We start from the raw sequence: 24,968 nt of genomic DNA, 5'->3' as shown, positions 1-24,968 counted from the left end.
GAACGGGTCATGCTCATGGGTCCGGGGTCCACGGGGCCCCTCAACGCCAGACTCATCGCCGCCGCGTACCGAGATGAGCAAGAGGCGACGGACAAGGTCGTCAGGCTGGGTTCGGCGATCGACGCCTATCTGTTCGCCAGCCCTGTCCCCTACGAGTTCGCACGCAAGGCGGGGGTGCTGACGATGCCCGCCACCTTCGTGCCCCTCGGAGGGGCGAGTCTGCACGAGGCCCTGCTCCGGGCGACCCTGGACGAACGTTACGATCCGACCAGAGCCAGTCTGGACGTGCTCAGCCGCGCTGACGTGGTGGAGGCCTACTCCGAGGTCGACCTGCCCGTGGACGGCATCCACGTGCACGAGGAACTCACCAACACCGCACAGCTCACGTCCTTCCACGAGGGTCTGTGGCGTCGCAAGGCCACCAAGATGGCGATCACGTGTGTGCGCGGGGTCGCCGAGCGGCTGGAGGCCATCGGCGTGCCCGTGGTCCGGCTGCGGCCGACCAACGCGGGTGTGCGCAGCGCCCTCCAGACCGCGGGTCTGCTGGGGGCGCACCATCGTCTGGAGGAGGCCCAGCTGGGCGTCGTGGTGGTGGACGTGCCCACCCTGCGTGACTCGACCCGGCGGTCGACCCCCCGGTACTGGCGGGAGGAGTTGCGGTTGTCCCTGCACCGGCTGCTGCTCCAGGAGGCCCACCGGATCAACGCCACGGCGCACCGGCTGGACGATCATTCGTTCATGGTGACGGCGACCCGGGGCTCGCTCGTGACCGCGACCGAGGGGTTCCGCCAGCCCCCGTTCGTGGAGCGGATCAAGGCCGAACTCGGGATCGCGATCGAGGTCGGAATCGGTATGGGGCGGACCACGCAGGACGCCGAGGCGCACGCCCGGGCGGCCCTGAACCGGGCCCAGGCCTCCCGTCAGAGCTTCGCGGTGGACCGTGAGGGCCGTTCGCTGGTGCCCGCGCAGCGCGCACCCGCACGGCAGTCCTCCGAACCCCTGCGGACCAAGGGTCGCGAGACGCTGATCCGGCTCTCGGAGAAGATCGCCGAGGAGGACGGGCCGCTGGTCGTCGACGCGGAGAACGCCGGTCGGATGCTCGGTGTGACCTCCCGGACCGCGCGTCGGCTGCTGAGGACCCTGGTGGAGGAGGGGTTGGCGTGGCCGCTGCCGCCCAACCGGACCCTCCAGCCGGGTCGTCCACGGCAGCTGTACCGGCTGATCGTGGAGAAGCTGGACAAGGACGCCGCGGGCAAGTAGTCGTCGGGCGGCCGGAGAGCCGGGCGGTCTGTCAGCCCGGCGGTCAGGCGGGCAGGCGGTCAGGCGGGCGCGTCACCGGACGACGGGAGCCGCGTGAGCGCGCGTGAGAGCGCGTGGGCGTCACGGACGGGGGTGTGACCTCGGCAGGGGGCACCCCCGTCGCTGTGCGTAGCTGTGGCGGCCGTGTGAGCGGTTCGGAGGACCAACGCCGAGCGCTGAGCCCGGGCCGGACGTGGTAGCCGGGCGGAGCGAACGGCTGCCGGAGGCGAACTGCCGGGCGTGCGGCGGCTGGTGTGACAGCGACGTCGTCCACAGGCTGTGGAGAGTCGGTCGCCCGTTGTCCGGTTGTGCTGGGATCCTGGAAGCCGGGGGCCCCGCACGGCGGCCACGGCGGGCCGCAGCGCCCCCGAACCGAGGCTAACCAGTCCGGACCCGCCTCCACCAGCCCCTTCCACAGCCTGTGGATAATCCGGTGACCCGCGCTCCCTCGCCTGACACTCTTACGCGCATGAGCGATTACGACAACGGCGACGGCGACGCCGAAGGCACGTGCAGGCGGCTTCTCCTCGTCGGCGGCGGCTCGGGAACCGGCAAGACCACGGTCGCCTGGGAGGTCTCCGAGATCCTCAAGCGGCGCGGGATCGCGCACTGCCTCCTGGAGGGCGACTACATGGACCAGGTCCATCCCGCCCCCGCCGACGATCCCCACAGGGCGGGTATCACCGAGCGCAACGTCGCGGCGGTCTGGGCGAACTACGCCGCGCTCGGGCACCACCGGCTGATCTACACGAACACCGTCAGCGTCATGGAGGAGGACATGCTCCGCCGCGCCATGGGCGGCGGGGGCATCGGTGTCACCCGCGTACTGCTCACCGCGAGCGAGTCCACCGTGCGTGAGCGCCTGGCCATGCGCGAGATCGGTTCCCAGCTGCTTCCCCACATCGAACGTAGCCTGCGCGCCGCCGTGTACCTGGACGCGGAGGCTCCGCCAGGCACCGTGCGCGTGGCGACGGACGGCCTCACCGTCGAGGAGATCGCCGCGGAGGTCGTGTCCGCCACCGACTGGTGAGCGCTGACGGGAACTCTGGTCCGCTCAGGCCCCGCGGTTTTCGCGGCCATGCTGCGACCACACCACGGCCACACTGCTCCGTCCACAGGCTGTGGAAAGGGCTGGTGGGAGTGGGCGCTGGCTGGTTAGCCTCGGTTCGGGGGCGCTGCGGCCCGCCGTGGCCGCCGTGCGGCTCCCCCGTGCCCCAGGATCCCAGCGCGCCCGCCCCGCGGACCACCAGCTCTCCGCAACCTGTGGACAACCCTGGTCGTCCCCGCCCCGCCACACCGTGACCGGCGTCCCGAACGCGGGACGCCGGTCACGGCACCGGGCGCGTGAACGCGGACGCGGGGACCGGGGCCCTAGCGGCGCTTGCCGTAGGAGGTGGCCACGGACAGGAACACGTCGTTCTCCTCCGGGGTCCCCAGGCTCACCCGGGCGCCCTCACCGGGGAACGGACGCACCGCGACACCCTCCTTCGCGCACTCCGCGGCGAAGTCGTTCGTGTCCTCGTCCACCCGCAGCCACACGAAGTTGGCCTCGGTCGGCGGAACCGTCCACCCGGAGTCGATGAGCGCCTCGCGGACCCGGCCCCGCTCCTTCACGGTGGCCTCCACCCGCTCCAGCAGCTCCTCCTCGGCTTCGAGGGAGGCGATACCGGCGGCCTGCGCGAGGTGGTTCACCGCGAACGGCACGAGGGTCTTCCGGGCCGCCGCGGTCACGTGCGGGTGCCCCACGAGGAAGCCCAGACGCACGGCGGCGAGCCCGTAGGCCTTGGAGAAGGTGCGCAGCACGGCGACGTTCGGGCGGTCCCCGTACAGCTTGACGCCGTCGGGCACCCGCGGGTCGCGCACGTACTCGCGGTACGCCTCGTCCAGGATGACCAGGACGTGGTCGGGGACCCGGTCCAGAAAGGCGGCCAGTTCCTCCTCGCCCACCGTGGTGCCGGTCGGGTTGTTCGGGTTGCACACGAGCACCATGCGGGTGTTCTCGGTGATCGCGTCCGCGATCGCGTCGAGGTCGTGCGTCTCGTCCTTCAGCGGCACCCGGACGGAAGCGGCGCCCGTCAGTTCGACGAGCAGCGGGTAGGCCTCGAAGGACCGCCACGCGTAGACGACCTCGGCCCCGGGTTCACCGACCGCTTCGAGCAACTGCTGGAGCAGCCCCACGGAACCGGCGCCGAGGGCGATGTGCTCCTCGGGGACGTCGAGGCGCCGGGCGAGCGCGGAGGTGAGCTCGGTGGCGCCCGGGTCCGGGTAGCGGTTCAGCTGGGACGCGGCCTGGGCGATGGCCTCGCGCACCGACGGGAGCGGCCCGTGGGGGCTCTCGTTGGAGGACAGCTTGATCGACCGCCCGCCTGGCCCGACGACCTTCAGTCCGGGCTTGTAGGGCGGGATGCTCTCCAGCACCGACCGCAGATATGGCGATTTCGACTCCGACACCATTGTCCTTCCTCAATACTTTGTGCTAACCCCGCGACACGCTCAGCAATTACGCGTCCGGGTTCGGTCACCGCTCCCAGCGGAAATATCGCACAAACGAGGAGATATCACCATGCGCTTGCGTCCCTGCCCCGCTCATTCGGCACGGAACGTCGCTGGTCAGACCCCCCGGTTGCGAGAGAGCCGGGGATTCGTCCGGTCATTGGTCCTTCCTGTGGCCCTACCCATGGCGGTCCTCCTGAGTGCGTGCGGTGGCGGCGCGGAACAGAACGCCGACCCCAACGCCGAGGCCGCGACGGCACTGCACGAGGCGCAGCCGCTGAACGTCCGTGACGCCACGTTGGTGGCCGAGAGCAGCGAGAGCGGTACCTACTCCGAGCTTGTCACAGTGCGGTACAGCGAGGAGGTACGGGCCTCCACCGAGCTCGACAAGCCCGAGTGCATGGACGCCGCGAACCAGTGGGGCGGCCTGGAGGGCGTGCGCGACGCCCCCGCCTCGGTGGCGGCCTACGAGTGGTCCGGGGGCGCGGTGACGCACATGCTGGTGCGGCTGGACGAGGAGACGGCCGCGGAGGCCGTGTCCACCGAACCGCCGGAGAGCTGCGACGAGTACACCGCCACCCACGAGGACGGCACCACCTCCGACTACAGGGTGAGAGACCTGGAGGACGTGCCGCACATCGGTGACGCGTCGCGGGCCTTCACCGTCGAGGTGGAGTCCGCAGGGGAGACGAGGCACATGGTCAGTCTCATGTACCGCAACGGCGAGCTCGTCGGCAGTACGTCCGTCGTGGGGAACGGTGGTCTGGAGGACTACGAGAGGATGCTCGTGGAGTTCAGTGAGGCCGCCGTCGAGAGGCAGCGTCAGATGCTGGGGTGAACGGCCTGACGCCCGGGAGGCGGGGGCGTGGAGGAGTTGGAGGACGTGTGCGCTTCAGGATTCTTCTGGGTGTGACGCTGGTCGTGGTCGGAGCGGTTCTCGCGCTGTTCTTCTGGAACACCGATTTCTTCTGGTTCCGGGGCGGTCCGCTGGGTGTGCTCATGTTGGTCGTCGGCGTGTTCGAGGTGGGAGAACAGCTCTGGCGTGCCAGGAGACGCGGCCGCTCCGGGGGTGTCTCCGAGGCCGCCGGAGACGGCGAGGGAACGTCCGGCACGGAACAGGACGGGGACCGGTCCTGACGCCCCCGGAGGCATCCGTCCTCCGGGGGCGTCGGAGGGCGCTCATCCGGCCGGTGTCGACTCCCGTCCCTTCGGGTTCCGCGCGGCCGCGCCCCGGGCCCCGGCGTCCTGGTTCCCGGTGTCCCGTACTTCGGCGCCCCGCGTGTCCGGCTCCGGGGCGTCCGTCGCCCGGACGTCCGGTTCACTCTCCATGGAATCCCATACCGTGGCGTGTTCCCGTGCCGCACGGAGGCTGGCCGCCGCCCTGGCCTCGTCGTGGCGCCACGCGTCACGCCTGGCCGCCTCGCTCGGGCTGGCCAGCCTGCGCGGCGGGGCCGGAAGGTCGGCGCGGGTGACGGCGCCGAAGGACGCGACCACCGTTCCGCTGCCCCGGTCGACCAGGACGGCGCGCACGGCGGTACGACGGCTGCCGCCGGTCCTGACCGCGTACACCACGTCGGTCCGGCGACCGTGCCGCATCCCGTCGTAGCGCAGGAACCGCCAGCAGCCCTGGCGCCACACGTCCTCGGGTTCGGTTCCGAGCATCACCGGTTCGTTGACGCGCCACACGTCGCTGTGGCGCAGGGTGCGCATGGTGCGGCGCAGTGGAACCTCGCGCAGACCGCACGGCTCCCGGTGGAGAGCGCGCGCGACCACACCCCGCGGTTCGGGGCTGAGCAGGGCCAGGAACAGCAGCTCCACGCCCAGGATCCCGGCGTGCGTCGGGGTCGTCGAGGCGATCACCTGCCACCCCGCGGGTTCCAGGCCGAGTGTGGCCAGGGCTGCGGCCGACAGGAACCCGGCCCGGGCCAGCGTGCGCCAGCCGACCGGCGCCCTGCTCAAACCGCCGAAGCAGCCGCAGCCCGCCTCGGGGTCGCGTCTGCGGACCAGGACCAGGACCACCACCGAGACGGCGAACACGACCGCGGTGAGTGTCCGCGCCGCCTCCCCCAGCAGTCCGGTCAGCGCCAGCAGGCCGACCCCCAGTACGGCCTCCAGCAGGCCCGTGCCGACCGTGGACACACGGCGCAGGCGTTCGGGCACCAGGACGGCCAGCCCCGCACCGGCCGCCCGTCTGGTGGTCTTGGCGGCGGCGCCGAGCAGGAGCAGTACCGCCAGGAGCGGTAGCTGGACCTCACGGAACGCCTCGACGATCTCCGACAGCATCGGTCATCCCTCCCCGTCGTGGACGGTGACGGTCGCGTTGAAGCAGCCGTCCTCCAGCCGCCCGCCGAGGGCGACGAAGCTGGTCATGGTGAGTGAGGCGAGCCGTCCGGCGGCCTGGCCCCCGCAGGCGGGGCACAGGTCGCACAGCCAACTGTCGGCGGCGGCGCAGTCGACCACGGGGATCGCGGCGGCCTCCCTCGTACAGTCGTTGCGCAGGCTCAGGATCGCGCCGGTGGACAGCAGCGGCAGCGGAACGCAGGAGGCGCGCCGGTCACACCCGGCGTCGTGGCCGACGGGATCGAGCGCCGGGTAGGCGGCCCCGTGGACATGGGCACGCGGGTCCATGTGCGGGGAACGGCCCCACGCCGGGTCGTACCAGGTGGCGATGCCGCTCAGCGTGGTGGCTGGCCGACGTGTGGGTGGTCTGTGCGGTGTGGCGCTGAGCGGGTGGGGCGGTTGGGTGGTGGCGGGGCGTATCGCCCGCACGGTTCCCTCCCACCAGACGCCGACGGCGTCGAAGACGTAGCCGGGTTCCAGCCGCGGATGGCGTACGGAGATGCGTCCCGAGGTGCGGTAGGGAAGGACGACGGTCTGGCGGGGACGCCCGTGGCCGGGGTCGACCTCCAGGGTGTCGCCGTCACGGCTGACGATGACACCCGTGGCGCGGGCGGCCTGGGACCACACGCGTTCGGCGATCGGGTGGCCACCGGGTACGCGCAGCACGATGGCGTCGTCGCCGGTGCGGAGCTCTCCGGGGCCCACGTCCCCGCCCCTCCAGAAGGTGGTGGTGCGGTCGTACATGAAGCGTTCCTCGCCGCCGGGGACGGCCAGGCAGAGCATGCGGGAGTTGGCGCTGACGACCACGCCGCGTGTGACGCGGTGTCCGAGCGGCGTGGGTTCGGGCGCGCTCTCGGCGCCGAGTACCGCGGCGGTGAATCCTCTGCGGTTCCGTTCGACTCCGGTGATCACTGACATGTCGACTGAGCCCCCTCGTCACACGACTCGTCGCTTCGTCCCCGTCGGTCTCCCGGGTTCCCGGTGCCACCGGCCCGATGACGGGCACCGACAGGCGTCAGGGGCGTGTGTGGAGATCGCGCCGCGCGACACATCGAACACTTTCCGCGACCAATGAATAACTCCAAGTGAAAACCCCCTCTCGCTCGAACGACGTGCGATTTTCCCACCACATTCTGTGCCCACAAAGCTACGCATAGGACCCATAGATTCTGAAAGAGATACAAATATACGCAAGCCCCTACGCGGTACATTCGCAGCCGCCTCGGAACGGCCCGCGACCAGCGGCGCCCCGCCCACCAGGGCCCTCAGCGGCGCCTGCCGTGCGACGGAAGCCCGGAAAATTCCCGTTGTTCCGTTTGTCGGCACGTGGGCCACAGATGCCCGGATGTTTGCGTTCGCTGTGTGAGAGTTAGGGAGGAGGAACACGACGAAAGCCCAGGCAGCGCCCGTGAAGGTCGGTGGTCCGAGTGACGGGGACGACCCGGACTCCCAGGTACGACGAGTTCAGCCACTACGTCGCTGAGCGCGGTCCGGCCCTGCTGCGGATGGCCAGGTCCCTCACGAACAACCACGCCGACGCCGAGGACCTGCTCCAGGCGGCCCTCGTGAAGACCTTCCTCTCCTGGGACCGGATCACCAACCCGAAGGCGCGTGACGGCTACGTGCGCAGGGCCATGGTCAACACGCAGATCTCCGAGTGGCGCCGCAACCGCCTGGACGTCTACCCCACCGACGACATCCCCGAGCAGAGGGTGGACGACCCCACCTGGCGCAGCGACCTGGCCGACGTGGTGGAGCGCGCCATCGACCGGCTGCCCCAACGTCAGCGGACCACGGTGGTGCTGCGCTACTACGAGGACCTCACCGAGGCCCAGATCGCCCAGCGGATGGGGGTGACGCTGGGCACGGTCAAGAGCACGCTGTCACGGGCCGTGGACAAGCTGCGCATCGACGCGGACCTCATCATCGAGCGCACCACCACCTGACCCGCCGCACTCCGCCGGGTGGAACGGCTTCGGGAACGCGGTCCGGGCACGGCGCACGACCCCCCGAAGAGGGCGGGACGGAGCCCCGCCCGGCCCGGTGCGACGAGAAGCTCCGCAGGAGGCGCGGTACGGGAAGGCGCCGGAGCCGCTCCTCCAGGACCTCGCCGCGCCCGGGCGTGCGGCCGGAACGCCCGGGGCTGCCAGCGGGTGCCGCCAAGGCGTCCGCCCGGAGCGGCGACGCGACCGCTCACGGGCCGGGGGACGCCAGACACGTGAGGTCGTCGGAGGGGACTCCCGGCGGCCCCGTCCCGACCACACCACCGCGACCGCGTGAACAGGCGGTTCGCCTTCCGCGGCTCTGTCCCACAGGTCACAGGGCGCGGACGGGCATTCGTTTTGCGCAACCCTCCCCGGTGTCTGTAGGCTTGTGCGCGCCAGGAGGATTCGCCTAGTGGCCTATGGCGCCGCACTGCTAATGCGGTTGGGGGGCAACCCCCTCATGGGTTCAAATCCCATATCCTCCGCGCACCGACCCGGGGTCCCACACCGCGCACGCGGGAGGGGCCCCGGGTCTTCTTCGTGTTCGGGGCTCGGTTGGCACGGGATCCGCGCCAACAACCCGCGCCAGCCGCCTCCTCGTGGTGGGGCGTCGCATGGACGTGGGTGTCGGTGGTACACCCGTGGTTACGGTGGCCGAGCGTCTCCGAGCCCACCGTCGGGTCCGTTCCGGCGGACGGGGAAGAGCCCGCCGCGCGACACCGAAGGTAACCGTCCGGGTCTCCTGGGTCGGTTGATCGGTTCACCCGCGGGGTGGCGGCACGCCGCTGCCCGGTCCGAGCACCGGCCCCGACGCGGTGAACATCGTTGACGGGCTCCGCTCTCGCGTCGCTTGACGGCCTCCGTCTCCACGGTTGTCAGGCCAGACAGGTGGGAAGGCGTCCGCCGTTGTAGTCGACCATCTCCCGGAACGCGGTGAGAACGTCCAGGGGCGCCCCCGGTACGGCCCCGTCGAGTTCGGCGTAGGCGCGGTGCAGGTTCCCGACGATCCGTTCCGGGTCGATCAGGTCGGCGTGGGGACCCAGGTCCGCCTCGAACGCCGTCTCCAGCGGGGACCACCCGCGTTCGTGTCCCCTCCGGGCCAGGTTCCGAAGCCAGAGAGTGTAGTCCGTGGTCAGGTCGATCGCCTCGGGACCGCAGACCGGACCGTGCCCGCAGACGAGCACGCGTGCCCCGAAGCCCCGCAACCGCTCCATCGTCTCCAGCGTTCCGCTGACAGAGCCCATGAGGGTGAACGGGGTGCACCCGCTCAGCACGGTGTCACCGGTGAAGAGGACCCGCTCGTCGGGCAACCACACGACGACGTCGTTGGTGGTGTGCGCCGGACCGACGTGGTGCAGTTCCGCGACGCGGTCCCCCAACCTCAGGTCGAGGCGGTCGGTGAAGGTCATCGTGGGGAGCACCAGACGGATGTCGCCCCAGTCGACGTCCGGCCAGAGCCGCGTGAGCGCGAGCCCGGTGTCCTCGACCTCCGCCACCGCCCGCTCGTGGGCGATCACCTCGGCGGAGTCGCCGAAGACGAAGTTACCGAAGACGTGGTCACCGTGGTGGTGCGTGTTGACGACGATCCTGCGCGGACCGGGCGCGAGGGCGTCCACCGTCCGGCGCAGCGCCGTCGCCCGCCGTTCGGTGGCGGCGGTGTCGATGACTACGGCACCGCCGTCGAAGACGACCACTCCGGAGTTGTTGAGGCACCACCCGCCGTCGGGCTGGATGTGGGCGTGGACCCCCTCGGCCACCTCCTCCACCCAAGGGGCGGCGGCCCGGGCCGCCGCCCCCGTCACGACCGGCTCCGCGCACTCGACGGGACACCGCGTGAGGCGTGTTCGGCGGCCCGTTCCAAGGTGGTCCTGCTGTTGGCGCCCAGCAGGTCGCGGACACGGTCGCGGGCCTGGGCCAGGGTGGTGTCAGGGCCCAGGACCCGACCGACGGCCTCCGGGTTCAACAGCACGGTGTGCTGGGAGTGGGCCGTCGATGCCCCGTCGGCCTCGTCCTGGAAGGACCAGACCCCGCTGTGGCCGTGGAGAAGCTCCGGCAGGACCACCTGTTTGTAGGCGATCCACGAGGACGCCTCGCAGACGCGGTACGAGCGTGTGACGTGGGAGGAGCCGTCCGAGGTGGCGGTCTCCATCTCCAGCTCCTGGATCCCCGGGGGTTCCTCCCGCAGCGACACCTTCAGCACGTGGGGCAGGCGCTCGGGCCAGGAGTCGGCACGGGCCACGAAGGCGTATACGGACTCGGCGGGCGCCTGGACCCTGACCGTGTCCGTGAAGGTGAACAGGACGTCGTCCAGGGAGCCCTCGAGTTCGGCGACCCTGGCGAGCGCGTCCAGTTCCCGGACGCTGTTCCGGTCGACGGCCGTCAGAAAGCCCTCGTGCGACCCTTCCGGACCGGCCTCCAGAGTGAAGTCGTGCCGGAGCTCGACCTCGCTGCGTCCGGGTGCCAGGGGCCGGACCGTCCAGGAGCCCGTCATCGATGTCACTGGGGGTCGGGCACGCTCCTGCCGGAAGGTGACCCGCAGCGCATCGCTCTCCAGGGTCCGGTGCGAGGTCCATGTGGATACCGTCCCGTTGACCATGGCCCAGATGCGGAAGCGCTCCTCCTCCTCGCTCCGTTCGATGTGCCGCAGTGCGACGCTGGGCTCGAACACCGCGGGCCAGCGGGTGGCGTCGGCGACCAGCGAGTAGACGAGCTCCGCCGGGGCCTGGATGGTCCGGTGATGGCGTGTGGTGTGGGGTGGTGGGGTCACCACGGGCACCTTTCCGTATCGGGCTGCGGATTCAGGAGACGACGGGGGCGGAGTTGACGAACTCGAGGAACTGCCGCGGGGTCCGCAGGTCCGCGAGGGTCTCGTCCGGCACCTCCACGCCGTACTCGTCGGTGATGGCGGCCGCGCTCTCCATGAGTGCCAGGGAGTCGTAGCCGATCTCCTCGAAGCCGACGTCGAGCAGGCTCTCGTCGAGCTGGGTGCCTTCGACCTCCCCGGCGTTCTCGACGAGTATCCGGCGCAGGTCGGTCAGGCTCATCTTGGGCATAGCGGTTCCTCTTCTCGGAGTGGGTCGTTCAGTGCAGCGGGGGATTCCTGAGCAGTAGCGCGCTGGTGAAGCCCCGGATGCCGCGTGCCAGGACCAGGGCGGTGCCCAGACGGGCCGTACGGGGCCGGGCGCCGACCAGGTCGATGCCGTACTCCTCCGGCACCTCGATGTCGGTTCCGGTCGGTGGGATGGTGTCCGCGCCGAAGGCGGACACGGCGGTCGCCACGTCGAGCGGCCCCCCGCCGGAGCCGAGCCTGCCCACCAGGGCTTTGGGTGCGGTCACCGGGACTCCGCCGGGACCGAAGACCTCGCGGATCGCCCTCGCCTCCGCGACGTCGTCCTCGGGGACGGCCGCGGCGTTGGCGAAGACGACGTCGACGTCGGCCGGTCGGAGCCCGGCGTCGGCGACGGCGGCCTCGATCAGGCGCCGCAGGGCCGGGGGACGGCCGCTCCCCGGTTCGGGGTCGAACCCTGAGGCGTATCCGGCGATCTCGGCCAGCGGGACCACGCCCCTGGCTCGTGCGCTCTCCTCCGCCTCCACCAGGAACAGGGCTCCGCCCTCTCCGGGGACGTGGCCCTCGGCGTCGGCGGAGAAGGGGAGGTACGCCCGGGCGGGATCGGTCGTCCGACTGATCCGGCCGCTGGAGATGTGGGAGGCGTATCCCCAGGGGTCGAGGGCGGAGTCGACCCCGCCGGTGACGACGATCGGGGTGCCCTTGCGAACGGTCCTGCGCGCGTGGCCAAGGGCGTCCAGTCCCCCCGCCTGCTCGGCCACCAGCGCGTTACCCGGGCCGCGCATGCCGTTCCGGATCGAGATCTGGCCGGTGTTCACCGCGTAGAACCAGGCGAAGGACTCGTAGACGCTGACGGATCTGGGGCCCTGATGCCACAGTTTCCGGAACTCGCGGTGGGTGAAGTCGAAGCCCCCCGTGGCGTTGGAGGTGACGACTCCCATGTCGTAGTCGGTCGTGTCCTCGGGACGCAGGCGCGCGTTCTCGATGGCCTCGGCTGCGGCGGTGAGGGCGAGTCTGGTGGAGATGTCGGTCTGGGGCAGCAGGCGTTTGGGGATGTGGGCGGCCGGGTCGAAACCCGTGATCTGACCGGCGAGTGTCGAAGGATAGCCGCTCGTGTCGAAACGGGTGAGCGGTGCGATCCCGGAGCGGCCCTCCAGTGTGGCCTTCCAGTGTTCGTCCCGGCTCAGGCCGGTGGGCGCGGTCACGCCGACCCCGGTGATCCAGACGGGCTTGTTCACGAACGGCCTCCCTTGGGGGCTTGGAGCAGGACCGCGGTCTGGAACCCGCCGAACCCGCTACCGACGCTGATCACGGTCTCCACACGCTCGTCCCTGGCGACGCGCGGTACGTAGTCGAGGTCACATTCGGGGTCGGGGTTCTCCAGGTTGGCCGTGGGTGGAATGCCGCCCTGGTCGATCGCGAGCGCGCAGGCGGCCAGTTCGATGGAGCCGATGGCACCGAGCGAGTGGCCGATCATGGACTTGATCGAACTGATGGGCACGTCCCGGGCGTGTTCTCCCAGGGCCCGCTTGAACGCCGCGGTCTCGTGCCGGTCGTTCTGTTTGGTGCCGGAGCCGTGGGCGTTGACGTAGTCGACCTCGGTGGGGTTGGTCCGGCCCTGGTCGAGAGCGGTCCGGATCGCCTCCGCCATCTCCCGGCCGTCGGTCTTGAGGCCGGTCATGTGGTAGGCGTTGAGACGGGTGGCGTGCCCGGTGATCTCGGCGTAGACGTGGGCTCCCCGCCGCCGGGCGTGGCCGAGCTCCTCCAGGGTGAAGACGGCCGCGCCCTCAGCCAGGACGAAGCCGTCGCGGGTGGCGTCGAAGGGGCGCGAGGCCTGACCGGGAGTGTCGTTGCGGGTACTGGTGGCCTTGATCGCGTCGAAGGACGCTACGACGATAGGCGTGATCGGGGTGTCGCTGGCCCCGGCGATCATGGCGTCCGCGCTGCCCTCGGTGATGAGGTCGCAGGCGTGGGCGACCGCGTCCAGACCCGAGGTGCATCCGTCTGACACCAGCATCGTCGGCCCCTCGGTCCCCGCATGCCAGGCCACCTCGGCGGCCATGACGTCGGGGGCGAGGTAGCCGTGCATGTGCGGCACCAGGTAGTCCGTGTCCACCTCCCACCGCCGACCGGAGTCGGACAGGACGAGGTACTCGCGTTCGAGGCTGGTGGCCGCGGCCACCGCGCTGCCCAGCGAGACGCCGACGCGGTGCCGTCCGGTCTCCTCCACGTCCAGCCCGCTGTCGGCGAGGGCCTCGGCGGCGCAGGCGACCGCGAACTGCGCAGCCCTGTCCATCCGTCTGATCTGGCGGGGAGTGAGCCCTTCCGCCTCAGAGGAGAAGTCGCATTCACCCGCGATCTGGGACCGGAAGGGCTCCGGGTCGAAGAACGAGATGCGGCGCGTCGCCGTCCGCCCCGACATCAGAAGTTCCCAGAACTCCTTCCTTCCCGCCCCTCCCGGTGCTCGGACGCCGACTCCGGTGATCACGACACGACGGCTCATCAGAGCCCTCCCCCTCCACGTCCGGCCGTGTTTCCGGCCTACGGTGCGAGCTGATGTCCCTCACTGTGGTCGGGACCGCTTGAGACAGCCTCAAAACGCGTTCGCGGCGGACCGGAGGGGGAGGTTGGGGGCGTCGTACCCGCCCCGTCGTTCAGAGACCGACCGCGTCGGCGAGCAGGTCGACCTGCTCCGGATCGGCGCTGTTACCGGTGAAGACCAGTTCGTGGCATCCGGCCGCCTCGAAGTCGGCGACCGCCTTGCGGATGTCCTCCGCCGCCGTGTAGGCGCCGTCGATGGCGTACTGGAGCCACTCCTCGCCGATGAAGGCGTAGTAGGGCCGGATCTCGTCGTCGACGATGGTCTTCGCGTCGGGGCCGAGCGCGAACATCACGGCCGCCGACGTCGGCAGCTCGCCCGTGTGTCCGGCCTCGGTCCAGGCCGGCCTGGCCTGGACGGCGAACTCCGTGAACTCGTCGGCGGTGCAGTCCCCGATGACCCAGCCGCCGCCGAACTCGCGGATCCGCCGAAGCGTGGCGGCGGACATGCCCCCGAACATCAGCTCGGGTCCGCCGGGGGTGGCGGGAGCGGGGCCGATCCCGCTGTCGGTGCGCCACACCTCCTTCATGCGGCGGAGCTGACTGTCGAGGTCCCTCCCCCGGGTGTTGAAGTCCACGCCGGACAGATGGAAGTCGTCCTCGCGCAGCCCGGGGGCGACCCCCAGACGGAGCCGTCCCGGCCCGGCGACGCGGTCCAGGGTCGCGACCTGCTTGGCAAACAGGGTGTGGTTCGTGCGCAGAGGAGCGAGGAGGACACCGGTGGCCAGCCGGATCCTGGTGGTGGCACCCGCCGCGGCCGCCAGGGCGACCAGCGGCTCCGGCGTCGTGTAGACGACGCGGTCGCTGACGGCGAGGGTGGCGAAACCCCTCGCCTCGGCCCGACGGGCCCACTCGACCACGGTCGTTCCGTCGATGCCTCCCCTGATGTGACCGGGCAGGCCGATACCGATGTCCATGTGTACTCATCTCCTTGGTGCGTCGTTGGTCGTGCGATCCGTCGCGGGGCGTTCGCGCCTCCGGGGGATCAGGCCGGAGCTGAGGCCGCCGCGGTCCGTAGCAGCCTCACCAGGGGGCCGACCTCGGGCGGACCGTGGTGGAACTTCCGTCCGTTCAGGGCGAAAGTGGGGACGCCCCGCGCCCCCACGGTCCGGGCCTCGGCGAGGTCGGTGCGCACGTCGTCGGTGTACCGGCCCTCGCCCAGGACCCCCAGGGCCTCGTCACGGTCCAGTCCCGCCTCCGAGGCGAGGTCGGCGAGCACGGTGTGGTCGGCGATGTTGAGGTTTCGTGTGTGGTAGCCGTGGAGCAGACGCTCGACCATGGCGTCCTGCTGATCCAGCTCACGGGCCCAGGCGGAGAGGCGGTGGGCGTCGAAGGTGTTCACCGGGTGGGCGGAGCCCAGCCGCAGTTCCAGGCCGTCCTCCGCGCCGATCCGGGAGATCTCCGCGAAGCGCGCGCGTACGCGGGCGTGATCGCCTCCGGGGCCCGCCATGACCTCGACCGCGCTGGGACCGGGCTGGGCGGCGAGCGACGGGTCGAGCTGGAAGGCCCTCCAGACCACGGTGACCCTGTCGGCGTGCTCGAAGTCGTCGAGTGCGGCCTCCAGACGGCGCTTGCCTATGTAGCACCAGGGGCAGATGACATCCGACCAGATGTCCATGCGCATGGGTGACGTCCCTTTCAGGGTTGGTTCGGATTCAGTGTTCGGTGTCGGCCGTCTCCGGCGGGGATTCCTCGCGCTTGCGTCGGGGGCGCTCCGGGATGAGCAGCGCCGTGACCGCGGAGACCAGGACGAAGCCGCTCATCATCAGGAAGACGGTGCTCATGGCGTTGTCCAGACCGACGACGTAGGGCTCGGCGATGTCCGGGGCGACCCGCTGGAGGAAGGAGGTGTCGTCCAGGTCATCCGCCGACACGCCCTCGAGCACGGTGTCGGCCGCCGCCCGGTTGTCGGGGTCGGCCATGACGGCGGGGTCCTCGACCGCCTGGGCGAATCCGGCGCTGGCGTTCCCCGCCTCCGTGATCTCCGTGGTCGCCGTGGAGAACAGCAACGACACGAACAGCGCCGCACCCAGCGCGCCGCCGAGCTGGCGGGTGAAGGAGTAGAGCCCGCTCGCGACGCCGATGTCCTTGGGCTCGACGCTGGTCTGGAGGGCGATGAGCACCGTCTGGAAGAAGAAGCCCAGGCCCAGGCCCATCACCGAAACGACGACGGTGACGAGTGCCAGGTGTGTGTCCGCGTTCATCGACGCCAGTGCCAGGTAGCTCGCGCTCATGATCGCCACACCCGCGACCAGCAGCGGTTTCGAGCGCCCGGTCCGTTCGGTGACCGGCCCGCAGATGTAGGACCCGATGGTGGTGAAGACCGATTGGGGCAGGAGCAGCAGCCCCGCCAGGGTCGGTGAGAGGCCCTGAACCACCTGTAGGTAGAGGGGCAACACCGTCAACGCCCCGAACACGCCCATGCCGCCGAGGAAGTTCACGACGTTGACCATCGAGAACGAAGCGCCGCGGAACAGCCTGGGCGGCAGGACGGCGTCGTCGGCCATTCGGCGTTCCACCCAGAGAAAGGCCACGACGCCCAGGGCACCGAGGGCGTACAGGAGCAGGACGGGGGCCGACCACCAGCCCCACTCCCGGCCCTGCTCGACGGCGACGAGCAGGGGGGCGACGGCCAGGACGAGCAGGATCGCGCCGAGGACGTCGACGCGGCGACGGGAGCGGGTGGAGTGGACGCGGAAGTACCGGGCCACCACCAGTAGGCAGAACAACCCCAGCGGGAGGTTGATCAGGAACACCCACCGCCAGCCATCGATCCACAACAGGGTGTCCGTCCCGGCGAAGAGGCCGCCCCCGACCGGCCCGGCGACACTGGCGACACCGAACATCAGCCCGAGGTTGGCCTGGTACCGAACTCTGCGCTCCGGCTCGAAGAGGTCGGCGGTGATGGCCAGGGCCAGCGTCATGAGACCGCCGGCTCCCAGGCCCTGGACCGCGCGGTAGGCGGACAGTTCGTGGATCGACTGGGCGAACGCGCACAGGGCCGAGCCGAGGACGAAGACCGAGATGGCCGTCATGTAGAGGCGCCTGCGCCCGAAGACGTCCGACATCTTCCCGTAGAGGGGAGCGGAGGCGGTCATCGCCACGAGGTACGAGACGGTGACCCACGCCTGTCCGGTCAACCCGTTGAGCTGGTCGGAGATCGTGCGCAGCGCCGTCGCCATGATCATCGTGTCGAGCGCGGAGAGGAAGACGCCGACGAAGAGGCCCGTGAGGATGAGCACGGCCGCCTTCGACGTCGGCCGTCCCCCCTTGGGTGGCTCGGTCATGAGGGACTCCGTTCCCCGGTCGGCGACCACGCCTGTCCGAAGGTCGAGGGATCGGCTCGTGTGGTGACCCGCTTGATCTCGTAACAGCTGTCGTCGGTGGCCAGCACCTCGAACGCGTCCCACAGGCGGAGGGCGTGCCCGTCGGTGGGGACGCGGTCGAGTACCGGGCCGAACCTGCCGGGCGCGCCGTTCACCGAGAGGGTCGGCACGCCGATCGGTTCGAGGTCCTGATCACCGGACGGGACCCGTGCGTGCGAGTCCAGCACGGCCGTGTCCCAGCCCTGGTCGTCGATGGCTTCGACCAGGTAGGCGGGCAGCTCGCCGTCGATCAGCGACTCCGTGATCACGCTCCTGAGCCCTCCGAGCGCCTCCCTCCAGAGGTCGGGGGCCTGGGTGAATCCCGCTCGGATCGGGGTGAGAACGCCGTGCTCGGAGTGCAGACGTGTGCCGAGCGCCGTGTAGAACGCCCCGACCCGCTCGGTGTCGTGGTCCGCCGCGGCCGCGGCGACCACCCGAACGGGCCCCTTGGCGAGACCGAGGATGTCGCGCACCGTGTCGGGCACTCCCGGACCGTCGTTGAGGAGGCCCAGTCCCATCGGGTGCCAGCGGACGCGCGCACGGGACTGGCGTTCGACCGCGACGATCCACCTGGAGGTGATCCAGGCGTAGGGGCAGAGCGGGTCGAACCAGAAGTCGACCGTGGTTCCCTGTCGGTTCATGCCGTGGGCTTCACTGTGATGACGACCTTGCCCCTCAGGTGACCCGTCTCGGACAGCCGGTGGGCCCCGGCGGCGTCAGAGAGGTCGAAGACACCGGCGAGGGGCACCTGAAGGCCGCCCCGTTCGTGCAGGGCGACGAGTTCCTCCAGCCGCTCCCTGGAGCGCTGGCTGCGGATGGCCCGGACTCCCGTCTCCTCCACGAGGTCGAAGGCGACGAGGGTGCCGATCCGGGCGCGGTCCCCGACCACCTGGATCGAGGCCCGGAGCGCCTCCGCCCCGGCCGCGTCCAGGGCGGCGTCGACCCCCTGAGGAGCGACCTCGCGCACGCGTTCGACGAGACCCTCCCCGTAGGAGACCGGCACCGCTCCAAGGGAGCGCAGGTGGTCGTGGTTGCCAGGGCTGGCGGTACCAATGACGGTGGCGCCGAGGTCACGGGCGATCTGCACCGCGAACGTGCCGACCCCTCCCGCGGCGGCGTGGACGAGGACGGTCTCCCCCCGGGCGACCTTGAGTTCCTCCAGGGCGGTGGACGCGGTCTGACCGGAGGCCGAGAGCACCCCGGCCACCTCCCAGGGCATGCCCTCGGGCTTGGCGACGACCTGCGCGACCGGGGCCACCGTGTACTCGGCGTAGCACGAGAGCAGCTGCCAGCCGAGCACGCCGTCACCGGGGGCGAATTCGGTGACCCCCTCCCCGACGGCGTCGACCGTTCCGGCGAACTCGTTGCCGAGAACCTGGGGAAAGGTCACGGGGAAGCCGAATGAGAGACCCTGCCGGAGCGCGGTGTCGAAGGGCTGGACGCCGGCGGCCCTGACCCGTACGCGTACCTCGCCCGGACCCGGTTCCGGGATGGGGAGTTCGATCGGTTCGAGGACATCGGGTGTTCCGTGGGCGGAGAACGCGACTGCGCGCATATGCGGTTCCCTACTTCGGTTCCGGTGGTGGTTGACGCGACGGGCACGGACGGCGAGGAGCGGGGACGAACGGCGGGGCCCCGCCTCACACTTTCGGTAGGCGCGCCGTCACCACTATCGAATGTCAAGTGCACTTGACGTCAAATGGTTCCGTGTACTTCCCGGGATGGGGCACGACCACGGTGGAGGCCACCGGTCGAGGCCTCCTCGAACCGCCCTTGACCGTACGAGCGCAGAATCCGCCGCATGAGAATGCTCTTTGTCGCAGGAGGAAGCGGCGGCGTGATCTTCGCGATCACCCCTCTCGCCCTGGCCGCGCGCAACGCGGGGCACGAGGTCTTCGTGGCCGCCCCAGAGAACGTCGTCGACACCGTCGCCGGAACCGGCCTGCCCTGTGTCCCCGTGACCCGCCTCACCATGCTCGACTTCATGTTCTCCGACCGCGACGGACGACCGATCGAGCGCCCGACGGACCTGCACGAACGGTTTATCTTCAACGGTCGGGGCATGGGCCGTTTCGCCGCGGGAAGCCTGGACGGCCTCCTCGACCTCACCGCCGCCTGGCGTCCGGACGTCGTCGTCGGCGGTGCCCTGTCGTTCTCCGCGGGGCTGATCGCGGCCCACCTCGGGGTGCCGTTCGTCCAGCACGCCGTCGACATGGGCGAACCCCGGATGATCGACCTGGCCGCCGCCGCCGAGCTCGCCCCCGAACTCCAGCGTCTGGGGCTGCGGAGCATGCCCGAACCGGACCTGTTCATCGACGTCTGCCCGCCGAGTCTGCGCCGACCCGAGGCACCGGCCTCCAAAGCGATGCGGTACATCCCGATCAGCACCCAGGGAGCGGTCGAACCATGGATGTACACCAAGGGTGACCGTCGCCGCGTGCTGGTCACCGCCGGGAGCCGGGTGACCCCCGAGTTCGACCTGGACATCCTGTCCGGGCTGGCCGAGAAGGTGTCGGCCCTCGACATGGAGCTGCTGATCGCCGCTCCGCAGAAGGTGGTCTCCGAGCTGTCCCACCTGCCGGACGAGATCCGCGTGGGCTGGCTACCGCTGGACGTCCTGGCCCCGACCTGCGACCTTCTCGTGCATCACGCGGGTGGGAACACCATGCTGACCGGTATGGCCAACGGCGTCCCGCAGGTGGTCGTCCCCTACCTCCCCTACGTCGTCGACTACTCGACGCGGCTCCGCGATGCGGGGGCGGCCAGGATGATCCTGCCGGGGGAGGACTCACCCGAGAACGTGGCCGACGCCTGCGAACGGGTGCTCGGTGATCCGGAGTACGCCAGGAGCGCGGCCGCGATCCGCGACGAGATGCACTCCCTGCCCACCCCCGCCGACCTTCTCGGGGACGTCGAGGCCCTGGTCGGCTGAGCACCGACGGGGACGAGGGCGGGCCGGATGGGTGAGGCCGTCTCAGGTGGTCGCCTCGACGACCGTGTAGCCGAGGTGGTCCCGTTCCAGGACGGACACCTGGGAGATCATCGCCTTGAACTCCTCGGCGAACTCCCGGCCTCCCCTCTCCACCACGGTCGGGTAGTGCTCCTCGACGACGCGTTCGATACGTTCCGCCGACCGGACCAGGTGGGAGGTGGCGTCGGTGGTGCGGGCCACGGTGAACCCGGCCTTCGCGAACAGGCGACCGTACTCCTCCGCGGTCGGCAGTGAGGCGACCGTGAACCCCTCCTTGAGCGCCTCACGCTGCTGGTCGGAGAGCTCGGTGCGCTCGGTGTAGTCGGAGAGCACCAGGGTGCCGCCGGGTTTGAGCACCCGCCGGGCCTCCGCCAGCGCCCCCTCCTTGTCCGAGACGTACATCATCGTCTCCACCACCCACACCGCGTCGAAGGCGTCGTCGTCGAAGGGCAGTTCGGCGGCGTCGGCGAGCCGGAACTCCGCACGCTTCCCGAGCCCCGCCTCCCGGGCGTTGCGCTCCGCCGTCTCGACCTGGTCGGCGCTGACGGTCACCCCGACCACGTCACACCCTGTGGCAGCCGCGAGCCGTAGGGCGGGGTGCCCGGTCCCGCAGCCGATGTCCAGCACACGCTGCCCGGCCGAGACGGGTGTGCGCTCGATCAGGACGTCGGTGAGGCGGTCCTTGGGATCCACCCCCGGCCGCGCGTCGTCCCACCAGCCGATGTGCAGGTTCTGGCCCATGAAGATCTCGTACAGCCATCCGCGGTCATCGTAGAACTCCCCGACCTCGTCGGGACGCATGGAGTCCTGTTTCCGGGTCATGCCGCGACACCTCGCCTTCTCTGTCCGTCCGATGGAGGGCATGAGACTGGCAGGCCCTCCTCGATCCGTGCTCGAGGACCCACGGAAACGAGCGTCCACCGGGGCTCCAGCCCCCTTCGAACCCGGGCGGTGATGCTGGCCGTACCAGTCACCTCACGCGGAGGGAGAGAGCATGGCGGTCCCCAACGACTTCTACATTGAGGTTCTCCAGTTCTACGCGGAACAGATGCAGGCGCTCGACAGTCGGGACTTCGCCTTCTACGCCCGTACCTTCACCGAGGACGGGGAGTTCTCCCACTCCCCGAACCTGCCCCCGTCCCGCGGCCCGCAGGACATCCAGAGGACGCTGGAGGACTTCCACCGGGACAGGTTCGGTGACGAGCCGGTCCAGCGCAGGCACTGGTTCAACCACCTGGTCCTGGAGCCGATGGACGACGGCGCGTTCAGGGCGACCTGCTACGCGCTCGTCGTCACGACGCGCCCCGGGTCGCCGCCGGAGATCACGCCCAGCTGCGTCGTGAACGACGTTCTGGTCCGGCGGGACGGCGCGTTGCGCATGCGCTCCCGGAGCGTCGACCACGACGGTGTCCTCGCCGCCCCGGTGACGACCGAGCCCGTGGGGAACGTCCGATGAGCGGCGACGCGCGGCGGCACGACATCGTGGCGGCGGCACGGGAGATCGCCCCGGTCGCGGCCGAGCACGCGGCGGACGCCGACTCCTCGGGGAGGCTCGACCCCAAGGTGGTCGACCGCCTGCTGTCGGCAGGGTTCGCGCGGCACTTCGTCCCCGCGTCCCTGGGCGGGGACGAGGGAACCTTCACCGACGCGCTGGAGGCGAGCGCGGTTCTCGGCGAGGCGTGTGTCTCCACGGCCTGGGTCGCCTCCCTGATGTCCGGGGTCGGCCGTATGGCGGCCTACCTTCCCGCGGAGGGGCGGGCCCGCGTGTGGGAGAAGGGCCCGGACACCGTCATCGTTGGCGCCCTCATGGCCACGGGTACCACCACCCGTGCCGCGAACGGCTACCGGCTGAGCGGGCGCTGGTCCTACGTCAGCGGTGTGGAGTTCGCCGACTGGGCCCTGGTCTGCGGCCGCCTCCCGGACGACACGGGGGCACCCGCGTTCTTCGCCGTGCCCAGGTCCGAGTTCCGGACGGAGCAGACCTGGGACAACGTCGGGATGCGGGCGACGGGAAGCCACTCGCTCGTCGTCGACGACGTCCTCGTCCCCGCCGGGCACGTGTTCCCCCTCGCGCGGCTCATCGCCGGTGAACCGGACGAGGGGCTGGCGCACTGCCATTCCGTACCCCTGAAGGCCGTCAACGGGCTCGCACTGACCGGCCCGATCCTGGGTGGGGCCAGGGGCGCACTGCGCACCTGGGCCGGGTTGTTGGACGCCAAGCTCTCGGGAGGGGTGTCCGGCCCCGTCTCCGGGGCGGTGGACCCCTCCCACTACGAGGCGATCCTCGCCCGCGCGGCCGGAGAGATCGACGCCGCCGGGCTCCTCCTGCGGCGCTGCGCCTCCGTCGCCGACGACGCGGTCGGCGCCGCCCCGTCCCCGTTGGAGACGGCACGCGCCCCCCGTGACTGCGCGATCGCCGCCGACATCCTGGCCGGAACCGTGGACCGGCTGTTCCGTTCCTCGGGCAGCCGCGGCCAGACGTCCGGCGGGGGCCTCCAGCGCCTTCTGCGCGACGTCCAGTGCGCCGCCGGACACAGCGGGCTGCAACCGGCGGCCTCGGCCCGCGCCTTCACGCAGGCCTACCGCGAGGCCGTCGTCACGTGACGCCCCGGGTCCGGCCGCGTATGCGACCGGACCCGGCATCGCTCAGGCTGCCCTCGACGTGTACTCGCGCACCAGCGCGACCGTCCGGTCCAGCAGGTCGGGGGAGAGCCCGGGGTAGACCCCGACCCAGAAGGTGTTCTCGGTGACGACGTCGCTGTTGGCCAGGTCCCCCACCACCCGGTGGGGGACCTCCTGGTAGGCGGGGTGGCGCGTCAGGTTCCCCGCGAACAGCCGACGGGTCCGCACTCCCTCGGACTCCAGGAAGTCCACCAGGCCCTGTCGGGTGTAGGCGGCCTCCGGATCGACCGTGATGGCGAACCCGAACCAGCTCGGGTCGCTACCGGGGGTCGGCTCCGGCAGGATCAGGCCCGCCGCTCCCTCCAGCCCCTCACGCAACTGGGCCCAGTTGCGTCTGCGGGCGGCGACGAAGTCGTCGATCCTCGCCAGCTGGGACAACCCGAGGGCCGCCTGCAGGTCCGTGGCCTTCAGGTTGTAGCCCACGTGGGAGAAGATGTACTTGTGGTCGTACCCCGTGGGGAGGGTGCCCATCTTCTGTTGGAAGCGCTTGAGGCAGCGGTCGTCCTCCCCCGGCTCGCACCAGCAGTCCCGCCCCCAGTCCCGCATCGACTCCACGATGCGAGCGAGGAAGAGGTTCCCGGTCAGTACGCACCCGCCCTCCCCCATCGCGATGTGGTGGGCTGGATAGAAGCTGACCGTGGCCAGGTCGCCGAACGTACCGGTCAGCTGCCCGTCGAGGGTCGATCCGACCGCGTCGCAGTTGTCCTCCACCAAGAAGAGCTCGTGGCGCTCCGCGAGCTCGGCGATCTCCCTCACCTGGAAGGGGTTCCCCAGCGTGTGGGCGATCATGATCGCCCTGGTCCTCGGCCCGATCGCCGCGGCGACGCGCTCCGGTGTGGTGTTGTAGGTGCCGAGGTCGATGTCGACGAAGACGGGCACCAGGCCGTTCTGGATGATGGGGTTGACCGTGGTGGGGAAACCCGCCGCCACCGTGATGACCTCGTCACCAGGGCGCAGCGCCTTCTCACCCAGTTTGGGCGAGGTCAGGGTGCTGACCGCCAGCAGGTTCGCCGAAGAACCGGAATTGGTCAGATGCGCCTTGCGGAGCCCGTAGTACCTGGCGAACGATCGCTCGAACCTCAGCGCGTCCGCTCCGGCCGCGATGCGCAGCTCCAGCGCCGCCTCGACCAGGGCGACCCGGTCGTCGGCGTCCAGCACCGCTCCCGAGGCCATGATGTTGTGGCTGTGGGGGACGAACCGGCGGTCATCATCGTTCTCGTGGAACTCGCGGACGAGCTCCAGCAGTTCCTGCTTGCTGATTCCCATGGGCGGCTCGCGCGGCCCCGCGCCGTCAGGAGCGAGGCGGGGCCGTGCTCTCCTCTCGTCGGGCCTTACCGGATGATGGGCTGTCACCGGGCCTGTGCGGCCCGTCTCACGTGTTCGATGACGCGGGCCTGGGCACGCGTGTCGGCGTCCGTTCCGCTCCGGCCGGAACGCACGTCCCGGGCGAAGGTCTCCAGGCTGTTGCGGAACTGGTCGTCGGTCCCGACCGTGACCTGGCGTGTGTGTCCCTCCGCCTCGATCCTGATGACCGGGGCGTGGTCGGTGGGGGTGGTGAAGACGTGGTCCACGCTGATCCGGCCCTCCGACCCGAGGAAGCGGTAACCGGAGGTGTAGTAGTGGTCGAACCCGAACTCGCAGAGGATCGACACGCCCTCCGGGGAGGCCAGCAGAGCGGTGCCCGCGACGTCGACCCCCCGGTCCGATTCGGTGCGCAGGTGGGCGCCGACCACGTCGAGCTCCGTCCCGAGGAACCGGAGGGCGGCTCGTACGGGGTAGCCCGCACAGTCGAGGAGGGCGCCGCCGCCCAGCTCGGGCCGATGGCGGATGTCGCCCGGCGGACGGGGCGGGATCGCGAACACGGCGTGCAGGGAACGGATCTCGCCGATCACGCCCTGGGCGATCAGGTCGGCGACGTGCCCGTGCAACCGATGGCCGAGGAACATGTAGTTCTCGCGCAGCAGTAGACCGGCCGCCTCCGCCTGGGCGTGCAACCGCTCGGTGTCGGCGGAGGATGTCGTCAGCGGCTTCTCCGCCAGGACGTGCTTGCCCGCGGCCAGCGCCCTCTCGATCCAGGGGGTGTGCAGGCCGGAGGGGAGCGGGAGGTAGACGGCGTCGACGTCGCGGGCGCCGAGCAGGGGCTCGTAGCCCTCGACGGCGCGTCCGCC

General features: G+C 70.7%; 24 protein-coding genes and 1 tRNA gene (1 of these 25 only partly in view). 9 read left to right on the top strand and 16 right to left on the bottom strand.

Translation table 11 applies throughout. From position 1 onward, the window contains the following. The first annotated feature begins 9 nt into the window (after positions 1-9). Together D455_RS0112285 and D455_RS30195 are read left to right on the top strand one after the other, a co-directional pair. A complete protein-coding gene (locus D455_RS0112285; protein WP_210745659.1) occupies positions 10-1,260 on the top strand; it encodes a transcriptional regulator in 1,251 nt (416 codons plus the stop codon). 508 nt (positions 1,261-1,768) lie between these two features. Next, the gene (locus tag D455_RS30195; protein WP_017571023.1) at positions 1,769-2,329 is read left to right on the top strand and encodes an AAA family ATPase; all 561 of its coding nucleotides are present in this window, start codon (positions 1,769-1,771) and stop codon (positions 2,327-2,329) included. Between the two features lie 341 nt (positions 2,330-2,670). Here the strand turns inward: D455_RS30195 and hisC are convergent, their stop codons facing one another. Then, positions 2,671-3,753, bottom strand: a complete 1,083-nt coding sequence (gene hisC / locus D455_RS0112275; protein WP_040684811.1) for a histidinol-phosphate transaminase — start codon at positions 3,751-3,753, stop codon at positions 2,671-2,673. Between the two features lie 223 nt (positions 3,754-3,976). On the opposite strand from hisC, the gene D455_RS0112270 reads away from it, so the two are divergent. Both D455_RS0112270 and D455_RS30190 read left to right on the top strand, forming a co-directional pair. Then, entirely contained in the window at positions 3,977-4,630 is a 654-nt protein-coding gene (locus tag D455_RS0112270) for a hypothetical protein (protein ID WP_017571021.1), read from the top strand. Positions 4,631-4,677: 47 nt separating this feature from the next. Continuing rightward, positions 4,678-4,929, top strand: a complete 252-nt coding sequence (locus D455_RS30190; RefSeq protein WP_017571020.1) for a hypothetical protein — start codon at positions 4,678-4,680, stop codon at positions 4,927-4,929. 42 nt (positions 4,930-4,971) lie between these two features. Here the strand turns inward: D455_RS30190 and D455_RS0112260 are convergent, their stop codons facing one another. Together D455_RS0112260 and D455_RS0112255 are read right to left on the bottom strand one after the other, a co-directional pair. Then, positions 4,972-6,075: a MauE/DoxX family redox-associated membrane protein gene (locus D455_RS0112260; protein WP_017571019.1), complete on the bottom strand. Its 1,104-nt coding sequence runs from the start codon at positions 6,073-6,075 to the stop codon at positions 4,972-4,974. 3 nt (positions 6,076-6,078) lie between these two features. Beyond that, positions 6,079-7,050, bottom strand: coding sequence for a hypothetical protein (locus D455_RS0112255; protein ID WP_017571018.1), 972 nt, complete (start codon positions 7,048-7,050; stop codon positions 6,079-6,081). 500 nt (positions 7,051-7,550) lie between these two features. Between D455_RS0112255 and D455_RS0112250 the strand changes: the two genes are divergently transcribed. Beyond that, positions 7,551-8,078, top strand: a complete 528-nt coding sequence (locus D455_RS0112250) for a SigE family RNA polymerase sigma factor (protein WP_026122560.1) — start codon at positions 7,551-7,553, stop codon at positions 8,076-8,078. 437 nt (positions 8,079-8,515) lie between these two features. After that, positions 8,516-8,602, top strand: a tRNA-Ser gene (locus tag D455_RS0112245). Between the two features lie 390 nt (positions 8,603-8,992). On the opposite strand, the gene D455_RS0112240 is transcribed toward D455_RS0112245, so the two are convergent. The 10 genes from D455_RS0112240 to D455_RS0112195 form a co-directional block, all read right to left on the bottom strand. After that, on the bottom strand, positions 8,993-9,919 hold the full coding sequence (locus D455_RS0112240; protein WP_026122559.1) for an MBL fold metallo-hydrolase: 927 nt from the start codon (positions 9,917-9,919) through the stop codon (positions 8,993-8,995). Then, the gene (locus D455_RS0112235; RefSeq protein WP_206539261.1) at positions 9,916-10,884 is read right to left on the bottom strand and encodes an aromatase/cyclase; all 969 of its coding nucleotides are present in this window, start codon (positions 10,882-10,884) and stop codon (positions 9,916-9,918) included. Before D455_RS0112235 ends, D455_RS0112240 begins: the two co-directional genes overlap by 4 nt. Positions 10,885-10,915: 31 nt before the next feature. Then, positions 10,916-11,170 (bottom strand): acyl carrier protein, encoded by a 255-nt coding sequence (locus D455_RS0112230; protein ID WP_017571014.1) that lies wholly within the window; start codon positions 11,168-11,170, stop codon positions 10,916-10,918. A 28-nt stretch (positions 11,171-11,198) separates the two neighbouring features. Beyond that, entirely contained in the window at positions 11,199-12,422 is a 1,224-nt protein-coding gene (locus D455_RS0112225) for a ketosynthase chain-length factor (RefSeq protein ID WP_017571013.1), read from the bottom strand. Then, a complete protein-coding gene (locus D455_RS0112220; RefSeq protein WP_017571012.1) occupies positions 12,419-13,687 on the bottom strand; it encodes a beta-ketoacyl-[acyl-carrier-protein] synthase family protein in 1,269 nt (422 codons plus the stop codon). Before D455_RS0112220 ends, D455_RS0112225 begins: the two co-directional genes overlap by 4 nt. A gap of 151 nt (positions 13,688-13,838) precedes the next feature. Beyond that, complete coding sequence (locus D455_RS0112215) at positions 13,839-14,699, bottom strand: LLM class flavin-dependent oxidoreductase (protein WP_017571011.1); 861 nt, start codon at positions 14,697-14,699, stop codon at positions 13,839-13,841. A gap of 68 nt (positions 14,700-14,767) precedes the next feature. Continuing rightward, complete coding sequence (locus D455_RS30185) at positions 14,768-15,406, bottom strand: DsbA family oxidoreductase (protein ID WP_017571010.1); 639 nt, start codon at positions 15,404-15,406, stop codon at positions 14,768-14,770. A 31-nt stretch (positions 15,407-15,437) separates the two neighbouring features. Beyond that, positions 15,438-17,069: an MDR family MFS transporter gene (locus D455_RS0112205; RefSeq protein ID WP_040684816.1), complete on the bottom strand. Its 1,632-nt coding sequence runs from the start codon at positions 17,067-17,069 to the stop codon at positions 15,438-15,440. After that, a complete protein-coding gene (locus tag D455_RS30180; RefSeq protein ID WP_017571008.1) occupies positions 17,066-17,788 on the bottom strand; it encodes a mycothiol-dependent nitroreductase Rv2466c family protein in 723 nt (240 codons plus the stop codon). Before D455_RS30180 ends, D455_RS0112205 begins: the two co-directional genes overlap by 4 nt. After that, a complete protein-coding gene (locus D455_RS0112195) occupies positions 17,785-18,702 on the bottom strand; it encodes an NADP-dependent oxidoreductase (RefSeq protein WP_017571007.1) in 918 nt (305 codons plus the stop codon). The genes D455_RS30180 and D455_RS0112195 overlap by 4 nt, the downstream gene beginning before the upstream one ends. A gap of 246 nt (positions 18,703-18,948) precedes the next feature. On the opposite strand from D455_RS0112195, the gene D455_RS0112190 reads away from it, so the two are divergent. Continuing rightward, on the top strand, positions 18,949-20,079 hold the full coding sequence (locus D455_RS0112190) for a nucleotide disphospho-sugar-binding domain-containing protein (protein ID WP_026122558.1): 1,131 nt from the start codon (positions 18,949-18,951) through the stop codon (positions 20,077-20,079). A 42-nt stretch (positions 20,080-20,121) separates the two neighbouring features. Here D455_RS0112190 and D455_RS0112185 read toward each other — a convergent pair whose 3' ends face one another. Next, positions 20,122-20,940, bottom strand: a complete 819-nt coding sequence (locus tag D455_RS0112185) for an SAM-dependent methyltransferase (protein ID WP_017571005.1) — start codon at positions 20,938-20,940, stop codon at positions 20,122-20,124. 172 nt (positions 20,941-21,112) lie between these two features. Here D455_RS0112185 and D455_RS0112180 point away from each other — a divergent pair, with 172 nt between their 5' ends. Further along, positions 21,113-21,574: a nuclear transport factor 2 family protein gene (locus D455_RS0112180; protein WP_017571004.1), complete on the top strand. Its 462-nt coding sequence runs from the start codon at positions 21,113-21,115 to the stop codon at positions 21,572-21,574. Beyond that, positions 21,571-22,722 carry an acyl-CoA dehydrogenase family protein gene (locus tag D455_RS0112175; RefSeq protein ID WP_017571003.1) on the top strand — a complete coding sequence of 384 codons (1,152 nt, stop codon included), beginning with the start codon at positions 21,571-21,573 and terminating at the stop codon, positions 22,720-22,722. Before D455_RS0112180 ends, D455_RS0112175 begins: the two co-directional genes overlap by 4 nt. Before the next feature lie 42 nt (positions 22,723-22,764). Here D455_RS0112175 and rfbH read toward each other — a convergent pair whose 3' ends face one another. Further along, complete coding sequence (rfbH, locus tag D455_RS0112170) at positions 22,765-24,066, bottom strand: lipopolysaccharide biosynthesis protein RfbH (protein ID WP_017571002.1); 1,302 nt, start codon at positions 24,064-24,066, stop codon at positions 22,765-22,767. Between the two features lie 83 nt (positions 24,067-24,149). Next, on the bottom strand, positions 24,150-24,968 hold the 3' portion of the coding sequence (locus tag D455_RS30175; protein WP_449289307.1) for a Gfo/Idh/MocA family protein. The gene runs 99 nt beyond the window's last position; 819 of the gene's 918 nt are visible here — the last part of the coding sequence; its start codon lies beyond the right edge, outside the window; the stop codon is at positions 24,150-24,152.

Origin of the sequence: Nocardiopsis halotolerans DSM 44410 (assembly GCF_000341065.1) — a bacterium.
Classification (GTDB): domain Bacteria; phylum Actinomycetota; class Actinomycetes; order Streptosporangiales; family Streptosporangiaceae; genus Nocardiopsis; species Nocardiopsis halotolerans.
The sequence above is the reverse complement of the archived record's forward strand: the minus strand, read 5'-3'. Positions and strand labels throughout refer to the sequence as shown.

What these genes read in the sequence shown, in the direction of transcription:
- D455_RS30195 (WP_017571023.1), top strand. Translation starts at nt 1,769, where the DNA reads ATGAGCGATTACGACAACGGCGACGGCGACGCCGAAGGCACGTGCAGG.
- D455_RS0112190 (WP_026122558.1), top strand. Translation starts at nt 18,949, where the DNA reads ATGAGAATGCTCTTTGTCGCAGGAGGAAGCGGCGGCGTGATCTTCGCG.
- D455_RS0112175 (WP_017571003.1), top strand. Translation starts at nt 21,571, where the DNA reads ATGAGCGGCGACGCGCGGCGGCACGACATCGTGGCGGCGGCACGGGAG.
- D455_RS30180 (WP_017571008.1), bottom strand. Translation starts at nt 17,788, where the DNA reads ATGAACCGACAGGGAACCACGGTCGACTTCTGGTTCGACCCGCTCTGC.
- D455_RS0112205 (WP_040684816.1), bottom strand. Translation starts at nt 17,069, where the DNA reads ATGACCGAGCCACCCAAGGGGGGACGGCCGACGTCGAAGGCGGCCGTG.
- D455_RS0112195 (WP_017571007.1), bottom strand. Translation starts at nt 18,702, where the DNA reads ATGCGCGCAGTCGCGTTCTCCGCCCACGGAACACCCGATGTCCTCGAA.
- D455_RS0112255 (WP_017571018.1), bottom strand. Translation starts at nt 7,050, where the DNA reads ATGTCAGTGATCACCGGAGTCGAACGGAACCGCAGAGGATTCACCGCC.
- D455_RS0112230 (WP_017571014.1), bottom strand. Translation starts at nt 11,170, where the DNA reads ATGCCCAAGATGAGCCTGACCGACCTGCGCCGGATACTCGTCGAGAAC.
- hisC (WP_040684811.1), bottom strand. Translation starts at nt 3,753, where the DNA reads ATGGTGTCGGAGTCGAAATCGCCATATCTGCGGTCGGTGCTGGAGAGC.
- D455_RS30185 (WP_017571010.1), bottom strand. Translation starts at nt 15,406, where the DNA reads ATGCGCATGGACATCTGGTCGGATGTCATCTGCCCCTGGTGCTACATA.
- D455_RS0112270 (WP_017571021.1), top strand. Translation starts at nt 3,977, where the DNA reads ATGGCGGTCCTCCTGAGTGCGTGCGGTGGCGGCGCGGAACAGAACGCC.
- D455_RS0112285 (WP_210745659.1), top strand. Translation starts at nt 10, where the DNA reads ATGCTCATGGGTCCGGGGTCCACGGGGCCCCTCAACGCCAGACTCATC.
- D455_RS0112215 (WP_017571011.1), bottom strand. Translation starts at nt 14,699, where the DNA reads ATGGACATCGGTATCGGCCTGCCCGGTCACATCAGGGGAGGCATCGAC.
- D455_RS0112260 (WP_017571019.1), bottom strand. Translation starts at nt 6,075, where the DNA reads ATGCTGTCGGAGATCGTCGAGGCGTTCCGTGAGGTCCAGCTACCGCTC.
- D455_RS0112180 (WP_017571004.1), top strand. Translation starts at nt 21,113, where the DNA reads ATGGCGGTCCCCAACGACTTCTACATTGAGGTTCTCCAGTTCTACGCG.
- D455_RS0112220 (WP_017571012.1), bottom strand. Translation starts at nt 13,687, where the DNA reads ATGAGCCGTCGTGTCGTGATCACCGGAGTCGGCGTCCGAGCACCGGGA.
- rfbH (WP_017571002.1), bottom strand. Translation starts at nt 24,066, where the DNA reads ATGGGAATCAGCAAGCAGGAACTGCTGGAGCTCGTCCGCGAGTTCCAC.
- D455_RS0112185 (WP_017571005.1), bottom strand. Translation starts at nt 20,940, where the DNA reads ATGACCCGGAAACAGGACTCCATGCGTCCCGACGAGGTCGGGGAGTTC.